The sequence below is a fragment of the Cellulomonas sp. Y8 genome (assembly GCF_008033115.1).
Taxonomy (GTDB): Bacteria; Actinomycetota; Actinomycetes; order Actinomycetales; family Cellulomonadaceae; genus Cellulomonas.
On sequence record NZ_CP041203.1, the window covers coordinates 1,098,868 to 1,118,744 of the forward strand.

Sequence of the window (19,877 nt, forward strand, 5' to 3'; positions counted from 1 at the left end):
CGGCGGCGCCCCGCGGTGGCGTCCACCGGTCAAAACGCTTGCCGCTGTGTCGGGGGTCACCCGTAGCGTTGACCGACGTGCGACCCCTCCCCCAGCCCGACCCCGGCCGACCGCCGCTGACCGGCCCCTGGCGCCTCATGCTCTGGCAGGGACGCCGGCAGCTCGGCGTGCTCGCGGGCGCGACCGCGGTCGCCGTCGTCGGCAACGTGGCCGCCGCCCTGCTCCCGTGGCAGCTCGGCCGCGTCGTCGACGACGGGCTCGACGACGGCCTGGGCGCCGCGCTGTGGCTCGGCTGCCTCGGCGTGTTCGCGCTCGGCATGGTGCAGGTCGGCACGAACGTGTGGGGCCACCGGCTCGACGTCGAGAACTGGCTGCGCGCCGCGTTCGCGTCCTCACAGCAGGTCGGCCACCACGTGACCCGGACCGGCGACGCCGTCACCGACGAGCTGCCGACCGGCGAGGTCGTCGCCACGGTCGCCTCCGACGCGCTCCGGATGGGCGAGGTGTACGCCATCCTCCCCCGGCTCGTCGGCGGCATCGCGGCCTACCTGGTGCTCGGCGCGGTGCTGCTGAGCACGTCGGTGCCGCTCGGCCTCCTCGTGCTGCTGGGGCTGCCGGTCGTCGTCGCGGTGCTGTCGCTGCTCGTCCGCCCGCTGCAGAAGCGGCAGGCGGAGCAGCGCGAGGCGACCGGGCGGCTCACCACGCTCGGCGCGGACACCGTCTCCGGCCTGCGGATCCTGCGCGGCATCGGCGGCGAGGACGTGTTCGCCGGCCGGTACCGCGCCCAGTCGCAGCAGGTGCGTGCGGCGGGCGTGCGGGTGTCGCAGACCCAGTCGCTGCTCGACGCGCTGCAGACGCTGCTGCCGGGGCTGTTCCTGGCGGTGGTCGTGTGGGCCGGTGCGCGGCTCGCGATCAGCGGCGACATCACGCCGGGCCAGCTCGTCGCGTTCTACGGCTTCGCGGCGTTCCTCACCCAGCCGCTGTGGACCGCGAGCGAGGCGATCCGCGTGGTCACCCGCGCGGTGGTCGGCGCGCGCAAGATCATCCGCGTGCTGTCCGTGCGCGTCGCGGGCTCCGACGACCCGGTGACCCCGGCACCGTCGCCCGCGGCCGGCGAGCCGCTGGTGGACGAAGGCAGCGGGCTGGTCGTGCGGCCGGGCCGGATCACCGCGCTGGTGAGCGCCGACCCGGACGAGACCGCGCGGCTCGCGCTGCGGCTGGGCCGGCTGGGTCCGGCGCGGCACGGCGGGGCGGACGACGAGGACCTCGACGAGTCGGGCCAGGACGGGACGCTGGTCGACGCACGCGCCGGCGCCGCCGACGACCCCGGACTGTCCCGCGTCCGCTGGGGTCGCGCGCTGCTCACCGAGCTCGGCCTCGCCGAGGTCCGGGACCGCGTCGTGGTCGCCGAGTCGACCCCGCACCTGTTCACCGGCCTGCTGGCCGACGAGCTCGACGTGCGCGGCGGCGCCGACCGCGAGGCCCTGCTCGAGGCCATGCGGGTCGCCGACGCGGGCGACGTGCTCGACTCGGTGCCCGGCGGTCTGGACGGCGAGGTCGAGGAGAAGGGCCGCTCGCTCTCCGGCGGCCAGCGGCAGCGCGTCGCCCTCGCCCGCGCGCTGCTCACCGGCGCGGAGGTGCTCGTGCTGATCGAGCCGACCAGCGCCGTCGACGCCCACACCGAAGCGCGGATCGCCCGCCGGCTCGCCGACGCCCGCCGCGGCGCGACCACGGTCGTCGTGACGGCCAGCCCCCTGGTGCTCGACGTCGTCGACGAGGTGGCGCTGGTCGCCGGCGGGCGGGTCGTCGCGACCGGCACGCACCGCGACCTCGTCACGGCGCGGGACGCGACCGGCGCGGCCTACCGCGCGGTGGTGTCTCGCGCGGAGGACGACCACGCCGACGCGCCCGCCGGGACGCCGGCAGCGGAGGGTGCGACCCCCACCGCCACGACCACGACCACGACCACCGCGACGACCGACGAGGAGGACCGCCGTGAAGCTGCCCGTCGCTGACGCCCCCGCGCTGCGCCGGCACACCGCCGCGCTGCTCCGCCGGCACCGCCGCGGCCTCGGCGTCGTCGTGCTGCTGCACGTGCTCGCCGCCACCGCCGGCCTGGCCGGCCCGTGGCTGCTCGGCCGGCTGGTCGACGCGGTGGTCTCCGGCACCACCACGTCGGTCGTCGACCGGACGGTCCTCGTCCTGGTCGTGGCCGTGCTCGCCCAGACCGTGCTCATCCGGTACGCCCAGCGCGCCGCGATGGTGCTCGGCGAGTCGGTGTTCGCCGAGCTCCGCGAGGAGTTCGTCGCCACGGTCACCCGGCTGCCGCTGTCGACGGTCGAGCGCGCCGGCACCGGCGACCTCGTCGCGCGCACGACCACCGACATCGACCGCGTCCAGTACACGGTCCGGTTCGGCGTGCCCCGCCTGCTGGTCACGGCCGCGACGATCGTGCTCACGCTGGTCGCCGCGTTCGCCACGAACGCGCTGGTCGCCGTCGGCCTGCTCGCGGGCGTCCCGCTGCTGCTGGCCGTCACCCGGTGGTACCTGCGCCGTGCGGCCCCGGCCTACCTGCGCGAGTCCGCCGCGTACGCCGCGCTCAACGGCACCATCACGGAGTCCGCCGAGGGCGCGCGCACCGTCGACGCCCTGGGCCTCGGCGCGCGCCGCCGCGCCCGGGTGGACGCCGACCTGCGGGAGGCGTTCGCGGCCGAGAGCGCCACGCTCAACCTGCGCTCGGTGCTGTTCCCCGGCGTCGACACGTCGTTCGTGCTGCCGGTCGTCGCGGTGCTCGCCTGGGGCGCGTACCTCATCTCGACGGGCCACGCCACGATCGGCGCGGTCACGACCATCGCGCTGTACGCGACGCAGATCATCCACCCGATCGGCGAGCTCATCTTCTGGCTCGACGAGATCCAGGTCGGTGCGACCTCGCTGGCCCGGATCCTCGGCGTCGCCGACGTCGCCCCCGACCGGACCGCGCGCGACGCGCGGCCCGCCGGCTCGGACGTGACGGCCCGCGCGGTCCGGTACGCCTACCGCGAGGGGCACGACGTGCTGCACGGCATCGACCTGGGCCTGCGCCCGGGCGAGCGGCTCGCGGTCGTCGGGCCGTCCGGCGCGGGCAAGTCGACGCTCGGCCGGATGCTCGCCGGGATCCACCCGCCCACGGGCGGGTCGGTCACCGTGGGCGAGGTGCCGCTGGTCGACCTGCCGCTGGACGAGCTGCGCGGCCACGTCGCCCTGGTCACCCAGGAGCACCACGTGTTCGTCGGCCCGCTCGCGGACAACCTGCGGCTCGCCGACCCGGAGGCCGACGACGCGGCGCTCGAGCGGGCGCTGCGCGCGGTCGACGCGTGGGACTGGGTGCGGGCGCTGCCCGAGGGCCTCGCCACGCCGGTCGGCTCCGGCGGCACCGCGCTGACCCCGGCGCAGGCGCAGCAGATCGCCCTCGCCCGGCTCGTGCTGCTCGACCCGCACACCCTGGTGCTGGACGAGGCGACCTCGCTCCTCGACCCCCGCGCCGCGCGGCACCTGGAGCGGTCGCTGTCCGCCGTGCTCGAGGGCCGCACGGTCGTCGCGATCGCGCACCGGTTGCACACCGCCCACGACGCGGACCGGGTCGCCGTCGTCGACGCGGGCAGGATCAGCGAGATCGGGCCGCACGACGAGCTGGTCGCCGCCGGCGGGGACTACGCCTCGCTCTGGCACTCCTGGCAGCGGGAGTAGGGCGGGCGGGTCGCGCGCGGCGCGAGCACGGCGGTCGGGGTCAGGTGCTCGGCGTCCGGTCCCCGGGCGCCGGCTCCTCCTCCGGGTCGAACGCCCCCGACAGCCGCAGCACCTCGTCCTTGAGCAGCCGCACCCACAGGAACACCGCGAACCCGCCGAACACGAACCACTGCGCGGCGTACCCGAGGTTCTGGATGTTGAGCCCGGTCCCCGACCGGGTGGGCGGCGGCAGCAGCTCGATCGTGACGTCCTGCGCGGGCTGCGAGCTGGTCAGCACGGCGTAGCCGGTCCAGATCGGGCCGCCCCACACGCCGAGCAGCTCGGCGGACGAGATCGAGTCGGTCGTCCCCGCGTCCTGCGTCCCGTGCTCGGCGCCGGAGTCCTCGGACGCCTGCAGGTACCCCGTCACCGTCACGGTCCCGGTGGGCACCTCGAGCCCCGGCGCCGCGGGATCGTCGCCCGCGACCCAGCCGCGCACCACCGGCAGCACCGCCCCGTCGACGGCCGGGTCGTCGGACGCCACCCGCAGGGGCGTCAGCACCAGCGAGCCCGTGCGGCCGTCCAGCGCGCGGTCGCGCACCAGCAGCTGCCCGTCGGCCTCGTACTCCTCCCCCGTCACCTCGACGCGGCGCCCGACCAGCGCGCCCTCGAAGGTCGTCTGCGGCAGCAGCACCTCGGCGATCGGCACGGGCTCCTGGGCCTCGACCTCGGCGAGCTTCGCGGCCTGGGCGGCGGCGCCCCGCACCTCCGCGCGCTCGAGCTGCCAGGCGCCGAGCCGCCCGCAGACGGCGGCGACGGCGAGGAACAGCACGAGCAGCCCGATCATCCGGGGCGTGCGGGCGACCCGCCACAGCGTCGGCGGCGGCTCCGCGGGCGGGGTCGGGGGCACCCCGTCACGGTACCCGGCGCGGCTGGGCGAGCGTTCCCCGCGACCGCCCCGGAGGCACGTCGTCGCAGGTGACGCGACCCACAGCCACCCGGCGACCCAGGCCTGGTGCGCCCGGAAGGGGGATGAGGTTGGATGGTTGACGGCCGCCTCGCGCGGCCACGGGGCGCCCTAGGTCGGACGTCCCGGCTCGCGACGCGAGGCGCCGCAAGGCTGGTGTGGCCCCGGCGGGGGGTGCTCGACCGGGCCCACGGCACATCCGTGGTTCTGCGAAACGGGGAGAGAGCATGACTACGACGACGTCGAGGCCCGAGACCTGGCGGGCCGGTTCCGGCCAGCCGGTGTCGGACGAGACGCTCCGACGGATCGACGCCTGGTGGCGGACGGCCAACTACCTGTCGGTCGGGCAGATCTACCTGCTGGCCAACCCGCTGCTGCGCGAGCCGCTGACCAAGGACCACGTGAAGCCGCGGCTCCTCGGTCACTGGGGCACGACGCCGGGTCTGAACTTCCTGTACGCGCACCTGAACCGCGTGATCGCGGAGCGCCAGCAGTCGACGCTCTACCTGACCGGCCCCGGCCACGGCGGCCCGGGCCTGGTCGCCAGCGCCTACCTGGACGGCACGTACTCCGAGGTCTACTCGGACATCACGCCGGACGAGGAGGGCGTGCGCCGCCTGTTCCGCCAGTTCTCGTTCCCGGGCGGCATCCCGTCGCACGTGGCGCCGGAGACCCCCGGGTCGATCCACGAGGGCGGCGAGCTCGGCTACGCGCTGTCCCACGCGTACGGCGCGGCGTTCGACAACCCGGACCTGCTGGTCGCGGCGGTCGTCGGCGACGGCGAGGCCGAGACCGGCCCGCTGGCGACGTCCTGGCACTCGAACAAGTTCATCGACCCGGCCAAGGACGGCGTCGTGCTGCCGATCCTGCACCTCAACGGGTACAAGATCGCGAACCCGACCGTCCTGGCGCGCATCCCGGAGGAGGAGCTCCTCGACCTCATGCGCGGGTACGGCCACAAGCCGCACCTGTTCGTCGGCGGCTTCGACGGCGAGGACCACGCGGCCGTGCACGCCCGGTTCGCCGAGCTGCTCGACGTCGTGCTGGACGAGATCGCGGAGATCAAGGCGCGCGCCGCGGCGGGCGACGAGTCCCGCCCGGCCTGGCCGATGATCGTCTTCAAGACCCCCAAGGGCTGGACCTGCCCGCCCGTCATCGACGACAAGCAGGTCGAGAACTCCTGGCGCTCGCACCAGGTCCCGCTGGCCAGCGCCCGCGACACCGACGAGCACCTCCAGGTCCTCGAGGGCTGGCTGAAGTCGTACCGCCCGGAGGAGCTGTTCGAGGCGGACGGCTCGGTCAAGGCGGACATCACGGCCCTGTCCCCCGGCGGCACGCTGCGCATGAGCGACAACCCGCACGCCAACGGCGGGCTGCTGCTCAAGGACCTGCGGCTGCCCGACTTCCGCGACTTCGCGGTGGACGTGCCGGTGCCCGGCGGCTCGATCTCCGAGGCCACGCGCGAGCTCGGCAAGTACCTCACCGAGGTCATCCGGCGGAACCCGGACAACTTCCGGATCTTCGGCCCGGACGAGACGGCGTCCAACCGCCTGCAGGCCGTGTTCGACGTGACCAACAAGCAGTGGAACGCCGAGTACCTGCCGACGGACGTCGACGACCACCTGGCCCGCATGGGCCGCGTCGTCGAGATGCTGTCCGAGCACCAGTGCCAGGGCTGGCTCGAGGGCTACCTGCTGACGGGCCGGCACGGCCTGATCACCAGCTACGAGGCCTTCATCCACATCGTCGACTCGATGTTCAACCAGCACGCGAAGTGGCTGAAGGTCACCAACCACATCCCGTGGCGCCGGCCGATCGCGTCGCTGAACTACCTGCTGTCCAGCCACGTGTGGCGCCAGGACCACAACGGGTTCAGCCACCAGGACCCGGGCTTCATCGACCACGTGGTCAACAAGAAGGCCGAGATCGTCCGGGTGTACCTGCCGCCGGACGCGAACACCCTGCTGTCGACGTACGACCACTGCCTGCGCAGCCGGCAGTACGTCAACGTCGTGGTGTCCGGCAAGCAGCCGGCGCCGAACTTCCTGTCGATGGACGAGGCCGTCGCGCACTGCACCCGCGGCCTGGGCATCTGGGAGTGGGCGGGCACCGAGGTCGAGGGCGAGGACCCGGACGTGGTCCTCGGCTGCGCCGGCGACGTGCCGACCCTGGAGGTGCTGGCGGCGGCGCACATCCTGCGCGAGGAGCTGCCCGACCTCAAGGTCCGCGTGGTCAACGTCGTCGACCTCATGCGGCTGCAGGACGAGCGGGAGCACCCGCACGGCCTGTCGGACCGCGACTTCAACACGCTGTTCACGACGGACAAGCCGATCGTGTTCGCGTACCACGGCTACCCGTGGCTGATCCACCGCCTGACGTACCGCCGCAAGGGGCACAAGAACCTGCACGTGCGGGGGTACAAGGAGGAGGGCACGACCACCACGCCGTTCGACATGGTCATGCTCAACGACCTCGACCGGTACCACCTGGTGATCGACGTCATCGACCAGGTGCCGTCGCTGGGCTCGAAGTACGCGGGCCTGCGGCAGCGCATGGTCGACGCGCGGCTCCGCGCCCACGACTACACCCGGGCGCACGGGGAGGACCTCCCCGAGGTGCGCGACTGGGTGTGGCCGGACGCCGGCGAGACCGGCACCGAGGAGGGCGGCCCGCAGCAGTCGACCGCCACGCTGTCGACGGGCGGCGACAACGAGTAGTCCCGACGTGGCCGATGGCCCGCACCACCCCGGTGCGGGCCATCGGTCTTCTGGGACCTAGGTCACACGGGGCGGCCGTCAGACGGCCGGGAGGGACCCCGGGTGGCCCGCGTCACCCGGGCTCCGGCGCGATCCGGCGCCGGACGTCCGGCAGAATTCATCCCACCACCTGACGGCCGGCGACCCCGGCCCAAGCCGACGAGGAAGAAGCCCACCCGTGGCCCGCAGCATCTACGTCACGTCCCCCGAGGGGGACACCGGCAAGTCGACCGTCGCCCTCGGCCTGGTCGACCTGCTGACCCGCACCGTGCAGAAGGTCGGCGTGTTCCGGCCCATCGCGCGCTCCACCGAGACCCGCGACTACGTGCTGGAGCTGCTGCTCGCCCACGACGGCGTCGACCTGTCCTACGAGGACTGCATCGGCACCAGCTACGAGGCCGTGCACCACGACCCCGAGGCCGCGCTCGCCACGATCGTGCAGCGGTACCACGCGGTCGCCCGCGACTGCGACGTCGTCGTCGTGGTCGGCACCGACTACACCGACATCGCCGGCCCGGCCGAGCTCGGCTTCAACGCCCGGATCGCCGCCAACCTCGGCGCCCCCGTCCTGCTCTGCGTCAAGGGCCAGGGCCGCTCCCCCGAGGAGGTCCGCCAGGTCGCCGAGGTCGCCGCCGCCGAGCTCGAGGCCGGGCACGCGCAGGTCGTCGCGATCGTCGCCAACCGGTGCGACCCCGACAACCTCGACGCGGTCCGCGCCGAGCTGTCCACCCGCGCCACCGCGTGGGCGCTGCCCGAGGAGCCGTTCCTCGTCGCCCCCACGGTGCGCCAGCTCATGGAGTCCGTCGACGGCACCCTGATCGGCGGCGACGCCCAGCTGCTGCCCCGCGAGGCCACCGACGTCCTGGTCGGCGCCATGTCGATCGAGCACCTGCTGGAGCGCCTGTCCGACGGCGTCGTCGTGATCGTCCCCGGCGACCGGTCCGACATCCTGCTCGGCCTGCTCATGGCGCACGCCGCCGACGGCTTCCCGTCGCTGTCCGGCATCATCCTCAACGGCGGCTTCGAGCCGCCGGCGACGGTGTCCCGCCTGGTCGACGGCCTCCGCAGCCGGCTGCCGATCATCCGCACCGACCTCGGCACGTTCGGCTCCGCCTCCGCTGCCGCCGGCACCCGCGGCCGGCTCTCCGCCGACTCGCAGCGCAAGGTCGACACCGCCCTCGCGCTGTTCGAGAAGCACACCGACGCCGAGGAGGCCCTGGCCGCCCTCGAGGTGCCGGCCCCCGAGGTCGTCACGCCGCTCATGTTCGAGTACGAGCTGCTCGACCGGGCCCGGTCCGACCGCAAGCACGTCGTGCTCCCCGAGGGCAGCGACGACCGCATCCTGCGCGCCGCGTCCACCCTGCTGCAGCGCGAGGTCGCCGACCTGACGATCCTCGGCGACGAGGCGTCCATCCGGACCCGCGCCACCGAGCTGGGCCTCGACCTGTCGGCGGCGAAGGTCATCGACCCGAAGGCCGGCCAGCTGCTCGAGCGGTTCGCCGCGGAGTACACCGAGCTGCGCAAGCACAAGGGCATGACCGTGGAGCGGGCGCGCGAGATCGTGTCCTCGGTGTCGTACTTCGGCACGATGATGGTGCAGCTCGGCCTGGCCGACGGCATGGTCTCCGGCGCCGCGCACACCACCGCGCACACCATCAAGCCGTCCTTCGAGATCATCAAGACCACCCCCGGCACCTCCGTGGTGTCCTCGGTGTTCCTCATGTGCCTCGAGGACCGCGTGCTGGTCTACGGCGACTGCGCCGTGAACCCCGACCCGACGGCCGAGCAGCTCGCGGACATCGCGATCTCCTCCGCCGAGACCGCCGCGCAGTTCGGCATCGAGCCGCGCATCGCGATGCTGTCCTACTCCACCGGGTCGTCCGGCTCGGGCGCCGACGTGGACAAGGTCCGCACCGCCACCGAGCTCGTCCGCGAGCGCCGCCCCGACCTGAGCGTCGAGGGCCCGATCCAGTACGACGCCGCCGTCGACGCCTCGGTCGCCCAGACCAAGATGCCCGACTCCGCCGTCGCCGGCCGCGCCACCGTCTTCGTGTTCCCGGACCTCAACACCGGCAACAACACCTACAAGGCCGTGCAGCGCTCCGCCGGTGCCGTGGCCGTCGGCCCGGTGCTCCAGGGCCTGCGCAAGCCCGTCAACGACCTGTCCCGGGGCGCCCTGGTGCAGGACATCGTCAACACCGTCGCCATCACGGCGATCCAGGCCCAGGCCATGGGCGCGACCCCGGAAGGCTCGAAGTGAACCACGTCCTCGTCATCAACTCCGGCTCCTCGTCCATCAAGTACCAGCTGGTCGACGCCACCTCCGGCGACGCGCTCGCCTCCGGCATCGTCGAGCGCATCGGCCTCGAGGTCGGCAAGGTCAAGCACGAGGGCCCGAACGGGGCGACCGTGCTCGAGCAGCCCGTCCCGGACCACGAGACCGGCATGCGCCTCGTCCTCGGCCTGTTCGAGGAGCAGGGCCCGCAGCTCCGCGAGGAGGACCTCACCGCCGTCGGCCACCGCGTCGTCCAGGGCGGCGACGTCTTCGACGGCCCGGCCGTGATCGACGACGCCGTCCTCGCGCAGATCGACGAGCTCTCCCCGCTCGCGCCGCTGCACAACCCGGCGAACGTCGCGGGCATCCAGGCCGCGCGGCACGCGTTCCCGAACATCCCGCACGTCGCGATCTTCGACACCGCGTTCCACCGCACCATGCCGCCGGCCGCGTACACCTACGCGATCGACGAGCAGGTCGCCAAGGAGTTCAAGATCCGCCGGTACGGCGCGCACGGCACGTCGCACCTGTACGTGTCCCGCGCGACCGCCGAGTTCCTGGGCAAGCCGCTCGAGGAGCTCAACACGATCGTCCTGCACCTCGGCAACGGCGCCTCGGCGTCGGCCGTCCGCGGCGGCGCCTGCATCGACACCTCGATGGGCCTGACCCCGCTCGAGGGCCTGGTCATGGGCACCCGGTCCGGCGACATCGACCCCGCCGTGCTGTTCCACCTGGCCCGCGTCGGCGGCTACACCATCGACCAGCTGGACGAGCTGCTCAACCGGAAGTCCGGCATGCTCGGCCTCTCCGGCTACACCGACATGCGCGACGTGCACGACGCCGTGGCCGCGGGCGACGAGCGGGTCAAGACCGCCCTCGACGTCTACTACCACCGCATCAAGGGCTACGTGGGCAAGTACTACGCCGAGCTCGGCCGCGTCGACGTCATCACGTTCACCGCCGGCATCGGCGAGAACGACGACATCGTCCGGCTCAACGCCCTGGCGGGCCTGGAGCGCCTCGGCATCCGGGTCGACCCGGAGCGCAACGCCGGCCGGATCAAGGAGCCGAAGGTCATCTCCCCCGACGGCGCCGAGGTCACCGTGCTGGTGATCCCGACGAACGAGGAGCTCGAGATCGCCCGGCAGTCGGTCGCGGCGATCGCCTGACGCCGCGGCGTCAGCGCCGCACCGCACGACAGGGCCCGTCCCGGCACGTCCGGGGCGGGCCCCGGGCGTCTCCGGGGCCGGCGAGCCGCGCCGTTCCTGACGCGTCACCCGTTCGGTCCCTGCCGCGTCACCTTCCCGCCCGCCGGACGTCACCTGTCCGCCCCGCGGACTTCACCCGAACGACCGCTCCAGCCCTCGGGGGTCGTCGCCGATACGACGAGCATGACGCATGCCCGAGCCACCGCCGAGGACCGCGAGTCCTACTGGCGCTCGGAGCTGGCCCGCGTCGACCGGCTGTGCGACGCGGCCCCCGCGCTGTGCGTCGCGGCCCTGCCCGCGCTGCTCGACGAGGCCCGCGCGGAGGGCGCCGTGGCCGTCGAGATCGAGCTCGAGTACAACGGCGGCTGGGCCCACCACCTGCTCGGCGAGGACCCTCTCGCGCTGCGGGCCATCGAGCACGCGCTGGAGCTCGCGACGACCCACGGGATGCGCGCGTGGGAGGGCCGGCTGCTGCAGGGGCTCGCGGCCGTCTACAACGGCTTCGGCGACAACCTGTCGGCCCTGGAGCTGCTGGACCGGTCGCTCGGGATCCGGCGCGAGCTCCACGACACCGAGGGACTCGCCGCGGCGCTGAACAACCTCGCCGACACCTACATCTCGATGGGCCGGTTCCCGGAGAAGGCGCGCGAGCTGCTGGACGAGGCCGCGCGGCTGTGGCCCGAGCTGGACCGCCCGGACGGCACCTGCGCCACGCTGTCGGGCCTGGCCAAGCTCGACACCGACGAGAGCGAGGCCCTGCGCGCCACCGACCCCGTCCGCGCGCGGGCGCTCGCCACCCGCGCGGTGCAGCTCGCGCTGCGCGGGCTCGAGGCGGCACGCGGTGTCCCCGACGCCGACGGCGGCGACTCCGGCAACCCGCGCATGGCCGTCGAGGCCCAGGTGCGCCTGGCCCGCGCGCACATGGCCGGGGGCGACCTGGACGCCGCCACGGCCGCGCTGGCCGAGGCCGAGGCGGCGCTGCCCCGCGTCGCGGCCCGCTACCTGACGATCCGGTACCACGCGGCCCTCGGGAGGCTGCGCCGGCTGCGCGGCGACCACGCCGGCGCCGTCGCCACCCTGCACGAGGGGCTGCTGCTGACCGAGCAGTCGCTGCGGCCGATGGAGCGCGCCGACGTGCTGCTCGAGCTCGTCCAGGTGCACGAGGACGCGGGCGACCTGCGCGCCGCGCTCGACACCCACCGCCGGTACCACGAGGCGGTCATGGCCCAGCGCGACCAGGCCGCCGAGCGCCGCGGCATCGTCGTCAACGCCCAGCTGGACGTCGAGCGGGTCCGCCAGGCGCGCGACCAGGCCCGCAAGCGCGCCGCCGAGCTCACCGCGCTCAACGAGACCCTGCAGCACGACGCCGCGCACGACCCGCTCACCGGCCTGCTGAACCGCCGCGGCCTCGACGCGGTCATCGCCGCGCGGCTCGGGCGTGAGGCCGAGCTGGCCTACGTGGTCGCGGACATCGACCTGTTCAAGGCGGTCAACGACGAGCACTCGCACCCCGTCGGCGACGAGGTGCTGCGCCGGGTCGCGCAGATCATGACCAGCGCCGTCCGGGTCGGCGACGCCACGGCGCGCATCGGCGGCGAGGAGTTCACGCTCGTGCTGCTGGACTCCCCGCACGAGCAGGCGCTGGCCGTCTGCGAGCGCATCCGGGCGACGATCGCCGGGTACCCGTGGCACGAGCTGTCGCCCGGCCTGCGGGTCACGGTCAGCTTCGGCGGCGCGATGGCCGCGGACGGCGAGGCGCGCGACACCCTGGTGTCCCGGGCGGACGCGGCGCTCTACCGCGCGAAGCGCGAGGGGCGGAACCGGGTGGTGTTCGACGGCACGCCGTCCTCGCCCGCGCCGCTCCCCGTGCCGGTCCCGCGCACGGGCGGCACGGCGCCCCGCACCCCGTCGGCGGGCACCGCGGCGGCCTGCCAGCCGAGCTGACGCGCGGGGTTCAGCGCAGGCGTACGGCGCGCGCGGCGCGGAGCGCGGCGGTGACCGTCGCGGTCCAGCGCTCCGGGTCGCCCGCCAGCAGCCGGCCCGGCCCGAGCGGCGGGACCAGGGTGCGGCCCGCGACGCGCACGCCGTGCACGCCCCGCTGCACCGCGACGGTACGGGTCGCGGTCAGCGCCAGCAGCCCCTCGCGGCCGTGCCGGTGCCCCCAGCCCGACGCCCCGCGGCCGCCCTGCGGCGCCGCCACCGAGCCCCAGGCGGCCTGGTAGCCGTCGTTGACGTTCACGCTGCCGGCGCGCAGCCGGGCCGCGAGCGCGGCGCCCCGCCGGGTCGACCGGGTCCACACGGACGCGTTGAGGGCATAGGCCGAGTCGTTCAGCGCGGCCACCGCCTCGTCGTCCGAGGCCACCGGGGACAGCGCCACGACGGGCCCGAACGTCTCCTCGCGGAACGCCCGGGCGTGCGGGCCGACGCCCTCCAGGACCGTCGGCTCGTACACGTACGGCCCGAGGTCGGTGCGGTGCACGCCGCCGGCGAGCACGTGCGCGCCGCCGGACAGCGCGTCCTCCACGTGCTCGACGACGCGGGCCAGCTGCTCGGCCGAGGTGAGCGACCCGACGTCCGACCGGTGGTCGAGCCCGGTGCCGACGCGCAGCGCCCGGGTCCGGCGCGCGAACGCCGCGGCGAAGGCGTCGTACACGTCCCGGTGCACGTACAGCCGCTCGACGGACACGCACAGCTGCCCGGTGCCGCCGAAGCAGGCGCGCACGGCACCCTCGGCGGCGACCTCGACGTCCACGTCCTCCGCGACGTACATCGCGTTCTTGCCGCCGAGCTCCAGCGTGCTCGGCACCAGCCGCTCCCCCGCCCGCGCGGCGACGAGCCGGCCGGTCTCCGTCGACCCGGTGAACACGACGTGGTCCACGTGGTCCACGACCGCCGCCCCGACCGTCGGGCCGTCGCCCAGCACGACCTGCACCAGCCCCCGGGGCATCCCGGCGTCCTCGAGCAGCTCGACCGCCCACAGCGCCGTCAGCGGGGTCTGCGGGTCCGGCCGCAGCAGCACCGCGTCCCCAGCCGCGAGCGCCGGGAGGACGTCCCCGAGCGTCAGGCTCAGCGGGTAGTTCCACGGCGCGACGACCCCGACGACCCCGACCGGGTCGTGCACGACGCGCACCGACGTGAGGCCCGGCACCAGCCCCGGGCGCCGCTCGGGCGCGAGCGTCCGCGGCGCGCTCCGGCCGAGGTGCCGCGCGAGCAGCGCGACGTCGACGACCTCCTCGTACGCCGCGCCGCGCGCCTTGCCGTTCTCGAGCTGGACGAGGTCGAGCACGTCGCTCTGCCGCCGCAGCAGCAGGTCGTGCACGCGCAGCAGCAGCCGCGCGCGGTCCCGGGCGGGGACGGCCGCCCACCGGCGCTGGGCCGCCCGCGCCGCGCGCGCCGCCCGGGCCACGTCGTCGGGCGTCGACTGCGGGAGGGTGGCGAGGGGCGCGCGGGTCCACGGCGCGTGGTGCGTGCGCGTCCCCGCGGCGGGCGAGCTCACGACCCGGTCCGCCAGGTCGCGCAGGTCGTCCGGTTCCAGGACGAACGTGGCGAGGGGGTCGGTCTCCGGGTCGAGGACGCCGTGCTCGGGCACCATGCGGCCAGGCTACGCGCCGCGCCGGGACAGGTCCCGGACCCGGCGCCCGGTCACGGGTCCCCGGGTCGCGGCGCCCCGGGTCGCGGCGCCCCGGGTCGCGGGCCCACGGCCCGTCAGCCCTGCGCCGCCTGCTCGGCCGCCCACGCCGCCACGCGGCGCGCCGACTCCTCGGGCGACAGGTCCTCCACCCGGGCCATCACGGTCCACCGCACGCCGAACGGGTCGGTGACCGAGCCGTACCGGTCGCCGGACACGAACGTCGTCACGGGTTCGCGCAGCGTCGCGCCGGCGGCGACGGCGCGCTCGACGGTGGCGTCGACGTCGCGGACGTGCACGGCGAGCGAGTAGGTCGCGGCGTCGGGGTCCGGGGTCGTGATGCCGTAGGCGGGCATCGGGTCGCCCAGCGTGAACCGGCCGTTCCCGAGGTCGAGCGAGGCCTCGCCCACGAGGTCGCCCATCCGGAACACGTCGACGACCCGGGCGCCGAGCACCCGCTCGTAGAATCCGATGGCCTCGGCGGCCGGGTGCACGACGAGGTGCGGGGTCAGCGACGTGATCCCGTGCGGGACCCCGTCGGTGGTGTGCGCGCCGGTCGCGGGGGTGGTGGCGGTCGTGGGTGCGGTGCTCTCGGTCATGCCCCGAGCCTCGCCCGCCCGGGACGCGGGGTCTTGTACGAACGGGACAGGAGGGCGGCGCGTGGTCGAGTCGGCGGGGCACCTCAACCCGGGCGACCCCGGGGTCGCGTTCTCGCGGTTCGTGCTGGCGGGTGGGCCCGGCGAACCCCTCGACGACCTCGTCCGGCACGTCTGGGTGGCCCGCTGGGACGTGCCGTCCGGCGAGGTTCGGACGCAGCGGGTGCTCACCTACCCCGCCGCGAACGCGGTGCTCCAGCCGGCGGGCGCGACCCTGCACGGCCCGTCCCGGGTGCTGACGACGCAGGATCTCGCCGGCCGGTCGTGGGTCGTCGGTGTGCTGCTGCGGCCCGCCGCGACCCGCGCGCTGACGACGACGGAGCCCACCCGCCTGGTCGGCCGCTGGGAGCCGCTGCCGGGAGCGCCCCTGCCCGCCGTCGCCGCCGCGATGGCGCACGCCCCGGATGCGGCCGACGCCGCCGTCGCCGCGCTGCTGCGCGCCTGGCTCGGCCCGGCCGCCGCGCGCGTGGACGACGCGGGCCGGCTCGCGAACGCCGCGTGCCGGGTCGCCGAGGAGCGCGCCGACGTGCTGCGGGTCGCCGACCTGGCGGACCTGCTCGGCACGACGACGCGCACGCTCAGCCGGGTCGTCCGGCAGCACACCGGGCTGACGCCGAAGTGGCTGATCGAGTGCCGGCGGCTGCAGGCCGCGGCGACGACGCTGCACGCCGACCCCGGCGCGGACCTCGCGGGTCTCGCGGCGGACCTCGGCTACACGGACCAGGCGCACTTCACGCGCCGGTACCGGGCGGTGGTCGGCGAGACCCCGGCGCGGACGCGGCGGCACGCCCCGGCGGCGGCCTGAACCGGCCGCCGGGTCCCGGTCTCACACCCCGAGCGTCGCCCGCGCCTCCGGGTCGAGCAGCCCCGCCACCGCCGCACGCCCCGCGACCGGGTCGGCCGCCGCCAAGGCCGCGTCCGCCATCGCCCGGCACGCGTCCAGCGTGTGCCGGCGCAGCGCGAACCGGACCGCGGGCAGCGCGGCGGGCGACATGGACAGGCTGGTGACGCCGAGCCCCGTGAGCACGAGCGCCATCAGCGGGTCGGACGCGGACTCGCCGCACACCCCGACCGGCCGGTCCTTCGCCGCACCCGCCCGGGCGGTCGCCGCGACGAGCTCCAGGACGGCCGGCTGCCAGGCGTCGAGCAGGTCGACGAGCTCGCCCCGCAGCCGGTCGGCGGCCATCGTGTACTGCGCCAGGTCGTTGGTGCCGAGCGAGACGAAGTCGACCTCGTCGAGCACCGCGGCGGCGCGCAGCGCGGCGGCGGGCACCTCGACCATGACGCCGGCGGTGCGCAGGCCCGCGGCGTGCACGGCGTCCGCGAACGCCCGGGACTCCGCGGGGGTCGCGATCATCGGCGCCATCACCCACGGCTGGGTGCCGGTCTCCTCGCCGGCCCGCGCCAGCGCGGTGAGCTGGTCGGTGAGCAGCCCGGGCGCGGACCGGACGAGCCGGTACCCGCGCACGCCGAGCGCCGGGTTCTCCTCCGCGTGCAGGTTCGCGAACGCGAGCGGCTTGTCGGCGCCCGCGTCGAGGGTCCGGACGACGACCTTGCGGTCCGGGCCGAGCGCGCGCAGCACCCGGGCGTACGCGGCGGCCTGCTCGTCGACCGTCGGCGCCTGCTGCCGGCCGAGGAACAGCACCTCGGTGCGGAACAGCCCGACGCCCTCGACGGCCGCGCCGACGAGCTTCTCGGCGTCCTCGGCGGTGCCGATGTTGGCGAGCAGCTGGACCCGGTGCCCGTCGACCGTGCCGCCCGGGTCGGTGTCGGACTCCAGCGCGCGCTCGGCGGCGGCGCGGGCCTCCAGCGCGGCGCGGTCGTCGGCGGACGGCTCGACGAGCACGGTCCCGCCCGCCGCGTCCACGCCGACCACCACCCCGTCCGCGAGCGCCGACGCGCCTGTGGTCCGGACGACGCACGGGATGCCGTTCTGCCCGGCGATGATCGCGGTGTGCCCGGTCGGGCCGCCCTCCTCGGTGACGAGGGCGAGCACGCGCTCGAGGTCGAGCGCGGCGGTGTCGGCCGGCGCGAGGTCGAGGGCGACGACCACGGACGGCTCGCGGAGCTCGGGCACCCCGGGCGCCGGCAGCCCGGCGAGCCGGGAGACGACCCGGTCCCGGACGCTGCGCAGGTCGGTGACCCGCTCGGCGAGGTAGCCGCCCGCCTGCTCGAACATCGCGGCGAAGGTGCCGACCACGGCGTCGATCGCCGCGACCGGGGGCTCGCCGCCGCGGACCCGGCCGAGCACCTGGTCCCGCAGGGCGGGGTCGTCGGCCATCATCGCGGTCGCGCCCAGCACCTCGGCGACCGTGCCCGTGGCGCGGGCCGCCTGCTCGCGCAGCCCGTCGCCCACCGCCGCGAAGGCGGCGGCCACGGCGTCGGGCAGCTCGTCGGCCGGCACCGGCCCGCCGTCCCGGAGCACCGGGGCGTCGCCGGGCACGGCCGGGACGGGGCGCACCCGCACCACCGGGCCGACGGCGACGCGGCGGCCGACGCCCACCCCCTGGAGCACCGTCCCGGCGGCGGGCGGTGCGGTCGTCTCGGTTCGCGTGTCGGTCATGGTGCGAGCGTCTCCCCGTCGAGATCGGTCTGTGAAGGGGCGGAGGTCCCGCCCCGGGCGTCCCCGGGCCGCGGCGGGCCCGGGGACACCAGGATGCCGTCAGGCGACGGCGGGCTGGGCGGCGGTCGGCGCGGTCGCGGCGGCCGCGGCGTCGGCCTCCCGCTCGGCCTCGACCAGCGGGCTCGGTCGCAGCCCCTTGAGCACGACCACGATGCCCGCGGTCACCACGGTGCCGACCGCGACCGCCAGGAGGAACCCGAGCGCGTCCGAGATGAGCGGCAGCACCCAGATGCCGCCGTGCGGCGCCCGCAGCCCCGAGCCGACCGCCATCGTGATCGCGCCGGCGGCGCTGGACCCGACGACCGAGGACACGATGACCCGCCACGGGTCGGCCGCGGCGAACGGGATCGCGCCCTCGGAGATGAACGACAGGCCGAGCAGCCAGGCGGCCTTGCCGTTCTCCCGCTCGGCGTGCGTGAACAGCGCCTTGCGGACGACGGTCGCCAGGGCCATCGCCAGCGGGGCGACCATGCCCGCCGCCATCACCGCCGCCATGATCCGGTATTGCACGGCGTCCCCGGTCAGCCCCTCGGTCGCCAGGCCGGTCACCGCGAAGGTGTACGCGACCTTGTTGATCGGGCCGCCGAGGTCGAAGCCCATCATCGCGCCGAGCAGCGCGCCCATGAGCACGAGGTTCGAGCCGGACAGCCCGTTGAGCCAGTTCGTCAGCCCGTCCATCACGTCAGCGATCGGCCTACCGATGACCACGAACATGAGGAAGCCGGTGACCAGCGAGGACAGCAGCGGCGTCACCACGACGGGCATCACGCCGCGCACGCCCTTCGGCACCCGCCACCGGCTGATCCACAGCGCGAGGAAACCGCCGACGAACCCGGTGACCAGGCCGCCGAGGAAGCCCGCGCCGATCACCACGGAGATCGCGCCGCCGACGAAGCCGGGCACCAGGCCGGGCCGGTCGGCGATCGCGTACGCGATGAACCCGGACAGCACCGCCACGAGGAACCCGAACGCGGCCGCACCGGTCTGGTAGAGCAGCACCGCCCAGTCCTGGCCGGAGGTGATGCTGAACGAGGTGATCAGGTCCTCGACCGGCACCGCGGTCACCGCGACCGGCCCCTCGTTCCCGGGCCAGGCCGCCTGCGCGATCATGAAGCCGAGGGCGATGAGGATCCCGCCGGCGGCGACGAACGGGATCATGTACGACACGCCCGTCATCAGCCACTGCCGGATCCGGGTGCCGACGCCCGCGTTGGGGTCGACCTTGACCGCGGGGCGCGGGGCCCCGCCGGCGGTGGGTGCGGCGCCCGCCGCTGCGGCGTCCGCCGCGGGCACACCCGCCTCGACCGCCGCGACGGCCTGGGCGAGCACGCCGTTCGGGTCGTGCACCGCCTTCTTCACGCCGACGTCGACGAACGGCTTGCCGGCGAACCGGTCCTTCGCCTGGACCTCGAGGTCCGCGGCGTAGATCACGCCGTCGGCGGCGGCGATGATCGCCGGGTCCAGCGGGGTCGAGCCAGCAGCGCCCTGCGTCTCGACGTGCACCTCGTGGCCGGCAGCCTTGCCGGCCTGCTCGAGGGCCTCCGCGGCCATGTACGTGTGGGCGATCCCCGTGGGGCACGAGGACACGGCGACGAACTTCATGACGGCACCACCTCTCGCTGGACGATGTCGGCCACCGTCGCCGCGTCGGGCGCGTCGAGCAGCGACTGCCGGAACGACTCGTGCACCAGCCGGCGGGCGAGCGCGGCCAGGATCTGCAGGTGGTCGGCGTCCCCGCCCGCGGGTGCGGCGATGAGGAACACCAGGCGGGCCGGCCCGTCCGGGGCACCCCAGTCGACGGGCTCCCGGAGCTTGCCGACCGCGAGGCTCGGGGCGGACACGTGCTCGGACCGGGCGTGCGGCAGGCCGACGCCGCCGGGCATGCCGGTGGCCATCTGCGCCTCGCGGGCGCGGACATCGGCGTGGAAGCCCTCGGCGTCGGTCACCCGGCCCGCGGCGGCGAGCAGGGCGATGAGCTGGCGGGTCGCGTCGTCGCGGTCGGCCGCGGCCAGGTCGACGCCGACGAGGTCGGCGGAGGTCAGGGGCAGGCTCATGG

The 19,877-nt window shown here is 75.3% G+C and carries 13 protein-coding genes; 7 read left to right on the forward strand and 6 right to left on the reverse strand.

Going from position 1 to position 19,877, the window contains the following annotated elements; translation table 11 throughout:
* The first annotated feature begins 77 nt into the window (after positions 1 to 77).
* Positions 78 to 2,015: an ABC transporter ATP-binding protein gene (locus FKM96_RS04920; RefSeq protein ID WP_246855207.1), complete on the forward strand. Its 1,938-nt coding sequence runs from the start codon at positions 78 to 80 to the stop codon at positions 2,013 to 2,015.
* A complete protein-coding gene (locus FKM96_RS04925; protein WP_147794295.1) occupies positions 1,996 to 3,729 on the forward strand; it encodes an ABC transporter ATP-binding protein in 1,734 nt (577 codons plus the stop codon). The genes FKM96_RS04920 and FKM96_RS04925 overlap by 20 nt, the downstream gene beginning before the upstream one ends.
* Positions 3,730 to 3,769: 40 nt before the next feature.
* Here the strand turns inward: FKM96_RS04925 and FKM96_RS04930 are convergent, their stop codons facing one another.
* Complete coding sequence (locus FKM96_RS04930; protein ID WP_246855208.1) at positions 3,770 to 4,618, reverse strand: SURF1 family protein; 849 nt, start codon at positions 4,616 to 4,618, stop codon at positions 3,770 to 3,772.
* 284 nt (positions 4,619 to 4,902) lie between these two features.
* Here FKM96_RS04930 and FKM96_RS04935 point away from each other — a divergent pair, with 284 nt between their 5' ends.
* The 4 genes from FKM96_RS04935 (at position 4,903) to FKM96_RS04950 (ending at position 12,858) form a co-directional block, all read left to right on the forward strand.
* Positions 4,903 to 7,392 carry a phosphoketolase gene (locus FKM96_RS04935; RefSeq protein WP_147794296.1) on the forward strand — a complete coding sequence of 830 codons (2,490 nt, stop codon included), beginning with the start codon at positions 4,903 to 4,905 and terminating at the stop codon, positions 7,390 to 7,392.
* Between the two features lie 217 nt (positions 7,393 to 7,609).
* Entirely contained in the window at positions 7,610 to 9,691 is a 2,082-nt protein-coding gene (gene pta / locus FKM96_RS04940; protein ID WP_147794297.1) for a phosphate acetyltransferase, read from the forward strand.
* On the forward strand, positions 9,688 to 10,875 hold the full coding sequence (locus FKM96_RS04945) for an acetate/propionate family kinase (RefSeq protein WP_147794298.1): 1,188 nt from the start codon (positions 9,688 to 9,690) through the stop codon (positions 10,873 to 10,875). Before pta ends, FKM96_RS04945 begins: the two co-directional genes overlap by 4 nt.
* 222 nt (positions 10,876 to 11,097) lie before the next feature.
* Positions 11,098 to 12,858 (forward strand): tetratricopeptide repeat-containing diguanylate cyclase, encoded by a 1,761-nt coding sequence (locus tag FKM96_RS04950; protein ID WP_147794299.1) that lies wholly within the window; start codon positions 11,098 to 11,100, stop codon positions 12,856 to 12,858.
* A gap of 10 nt (positions 12,859 to 12,868) precedes the next feature.
* Here FKM96_RS04950 and FKM96_RS04955 read toward each other — a convergent pair whose 3' ends face one another.
* Together FKM96_RS04955 and FKM96_RS04960 are read right to left on the reverse strand one after the other, a co-directional pair.
* Positions 12,869 to 14,506 carry a succinic semialdehyde dehydrogenase gene (locus FKM96_RS04955; protein ID WP_147794300.1) on the reverse strand — a complete coding sequence of 546 codons (1,638 nt, stop codon included), beginning with the start codon at positions 14,504 to 14,506 and terminating at the stop codon, positions 12,869 to 12,871.
* A 113-nt stretch (positions 14,507 to 14,619) separates the two neighbouring features.
* A complete protein-coding gene (locus FKM96_RS04960) occupies positions 14,620 to 15,141 on the reverse strand; it encodes a glyoxalase/bleomycin resistance/extradiol dioxygenase family protein (protein ID WP_147794301.1) in 522 nt (173 codons plus the stop codon).
* Between the two features lie 61 nt (positions 15,142 to 15,202).
* Between FKM96_RS04960 and FKM96_RS04965 the strand changes: the two genes are divergently transcribed.
* Entirely contained in the window at positions 15,203 to 16,003 is an 801-nt protein-coding gene (locus FKM96_RS04965) for a helix-turn-helix domain-containing protein (RefSeq protein WP_246855209.1), read from the forward strand.
* Between the two features lie 21 nt (positions 16,004 to 16,024).
* On the opposite strand, the gene ptsP is transcribed toward FKM96_RS04965, so the two are convergent.
* The 3 genes from ptsP to FKM96_RS04980 all read right to left on the reverse strand — a co-directional run bounded on the left by ptsP (position 16,025) and on the right by FKM96_RS04980 (position 19,875).
* Positions 16,025 to 17,761, reverse strand: a complete 1,737-nt coding sequence (ptsP, locus tag FKM96_RS04970; RefSeq protein ID WP_147794302.1) for a phosphoenolpyruvate--protein phosphotransferase — start codon at positions 17,759 to 17,761, stop codon at positions 16,025 to 16,027.
* Positions 17,762 to 17,860: 99 nt separating this feature from the next.
* Positions 17,861 to 19,423: a PTS fructose transporter subunit IIC gene (locus FKM96_RS04975; protein ID WP_147794303.1), complete on the reverse strand. Its 1,563-nt coding sequence runs from the start codon at positions 19,421 to 19,423 to the stop codon at positions 17,861 to 17,863.
* Positions 19,420 to 19,875 (reverse strand): PTS sugar transporter subunit IIA, encoded by a 456-nt coding sequence (locus FKM96_RS04980; RefSeq protein ID WP_147794304.1) that lies wholly within the window; start codon positions 19,873 to 19,875, stop codon positions 19,420 to 19,422. The genes FKM96_RS04975 and FKM96_RS04980 overlap by 4 nt, the downstream gene beginning before the upstream one ends.
* Positions 19,876 to 19,877: the final 2 nt, after the last annotated feature.

What these genes read in the sequence shown, in the direction of transcription:
- FKM96_RS04975 (WP_147794303.1), bottom strand. Translation starts at nt 19,423, where the DNA reads ATGAAGTTCGTCGCCGTGTCCTCGTGCCCCACGGGGATCGCCCACACG.
- FKM96_RS04955 (WP_147794300.1), bottom strand. Translation starts at nt 14,506, where the DNA reads ATGGTGCCCGAGCACGGCGTCCTCGACCCGGAGACCGACCCCCTCGCC.
- FKM96_RS04960 (WP_147794301.1), bottom strand. Translation starts at nt 15,141, where the DNA reads ATGACCGAGAGCACCGCACCCACGACCGCCACCACCCCCGCGACCGGC.
- FKM96_RS04935 (WP_147794296.1), top strand. Translation starts at nt 4,903, where the DNA reads ATGACTACGACGACGTCGAGGCCCGAGACCTGGCGGGCCGGTTCCGGC.
- FKM96_RS04950 (WP_147794299.1), top strand. Translation starts at nt 11,098, where the DNA reads ATGACGCATGCCCGAGCCACCGCCGAGGACCGCGAGTCCTACTGGCGC.
- FKM96_RS04980 (WP_147794304.1), bottom strand. Translation starts at nt 19,875, where the DNA reads ATGAGCCTGCCCCTGACCTCCGCCGACCTCGTCGGCGTCGACCTGGCC.
- ptsP (WP_147794302.1), bottom strand. Translation starts at nt 17,761, where the DNA reads ATGACCGACACGCGAACCGAGACGACCGCACCGCCCGCCGCCGGGACG.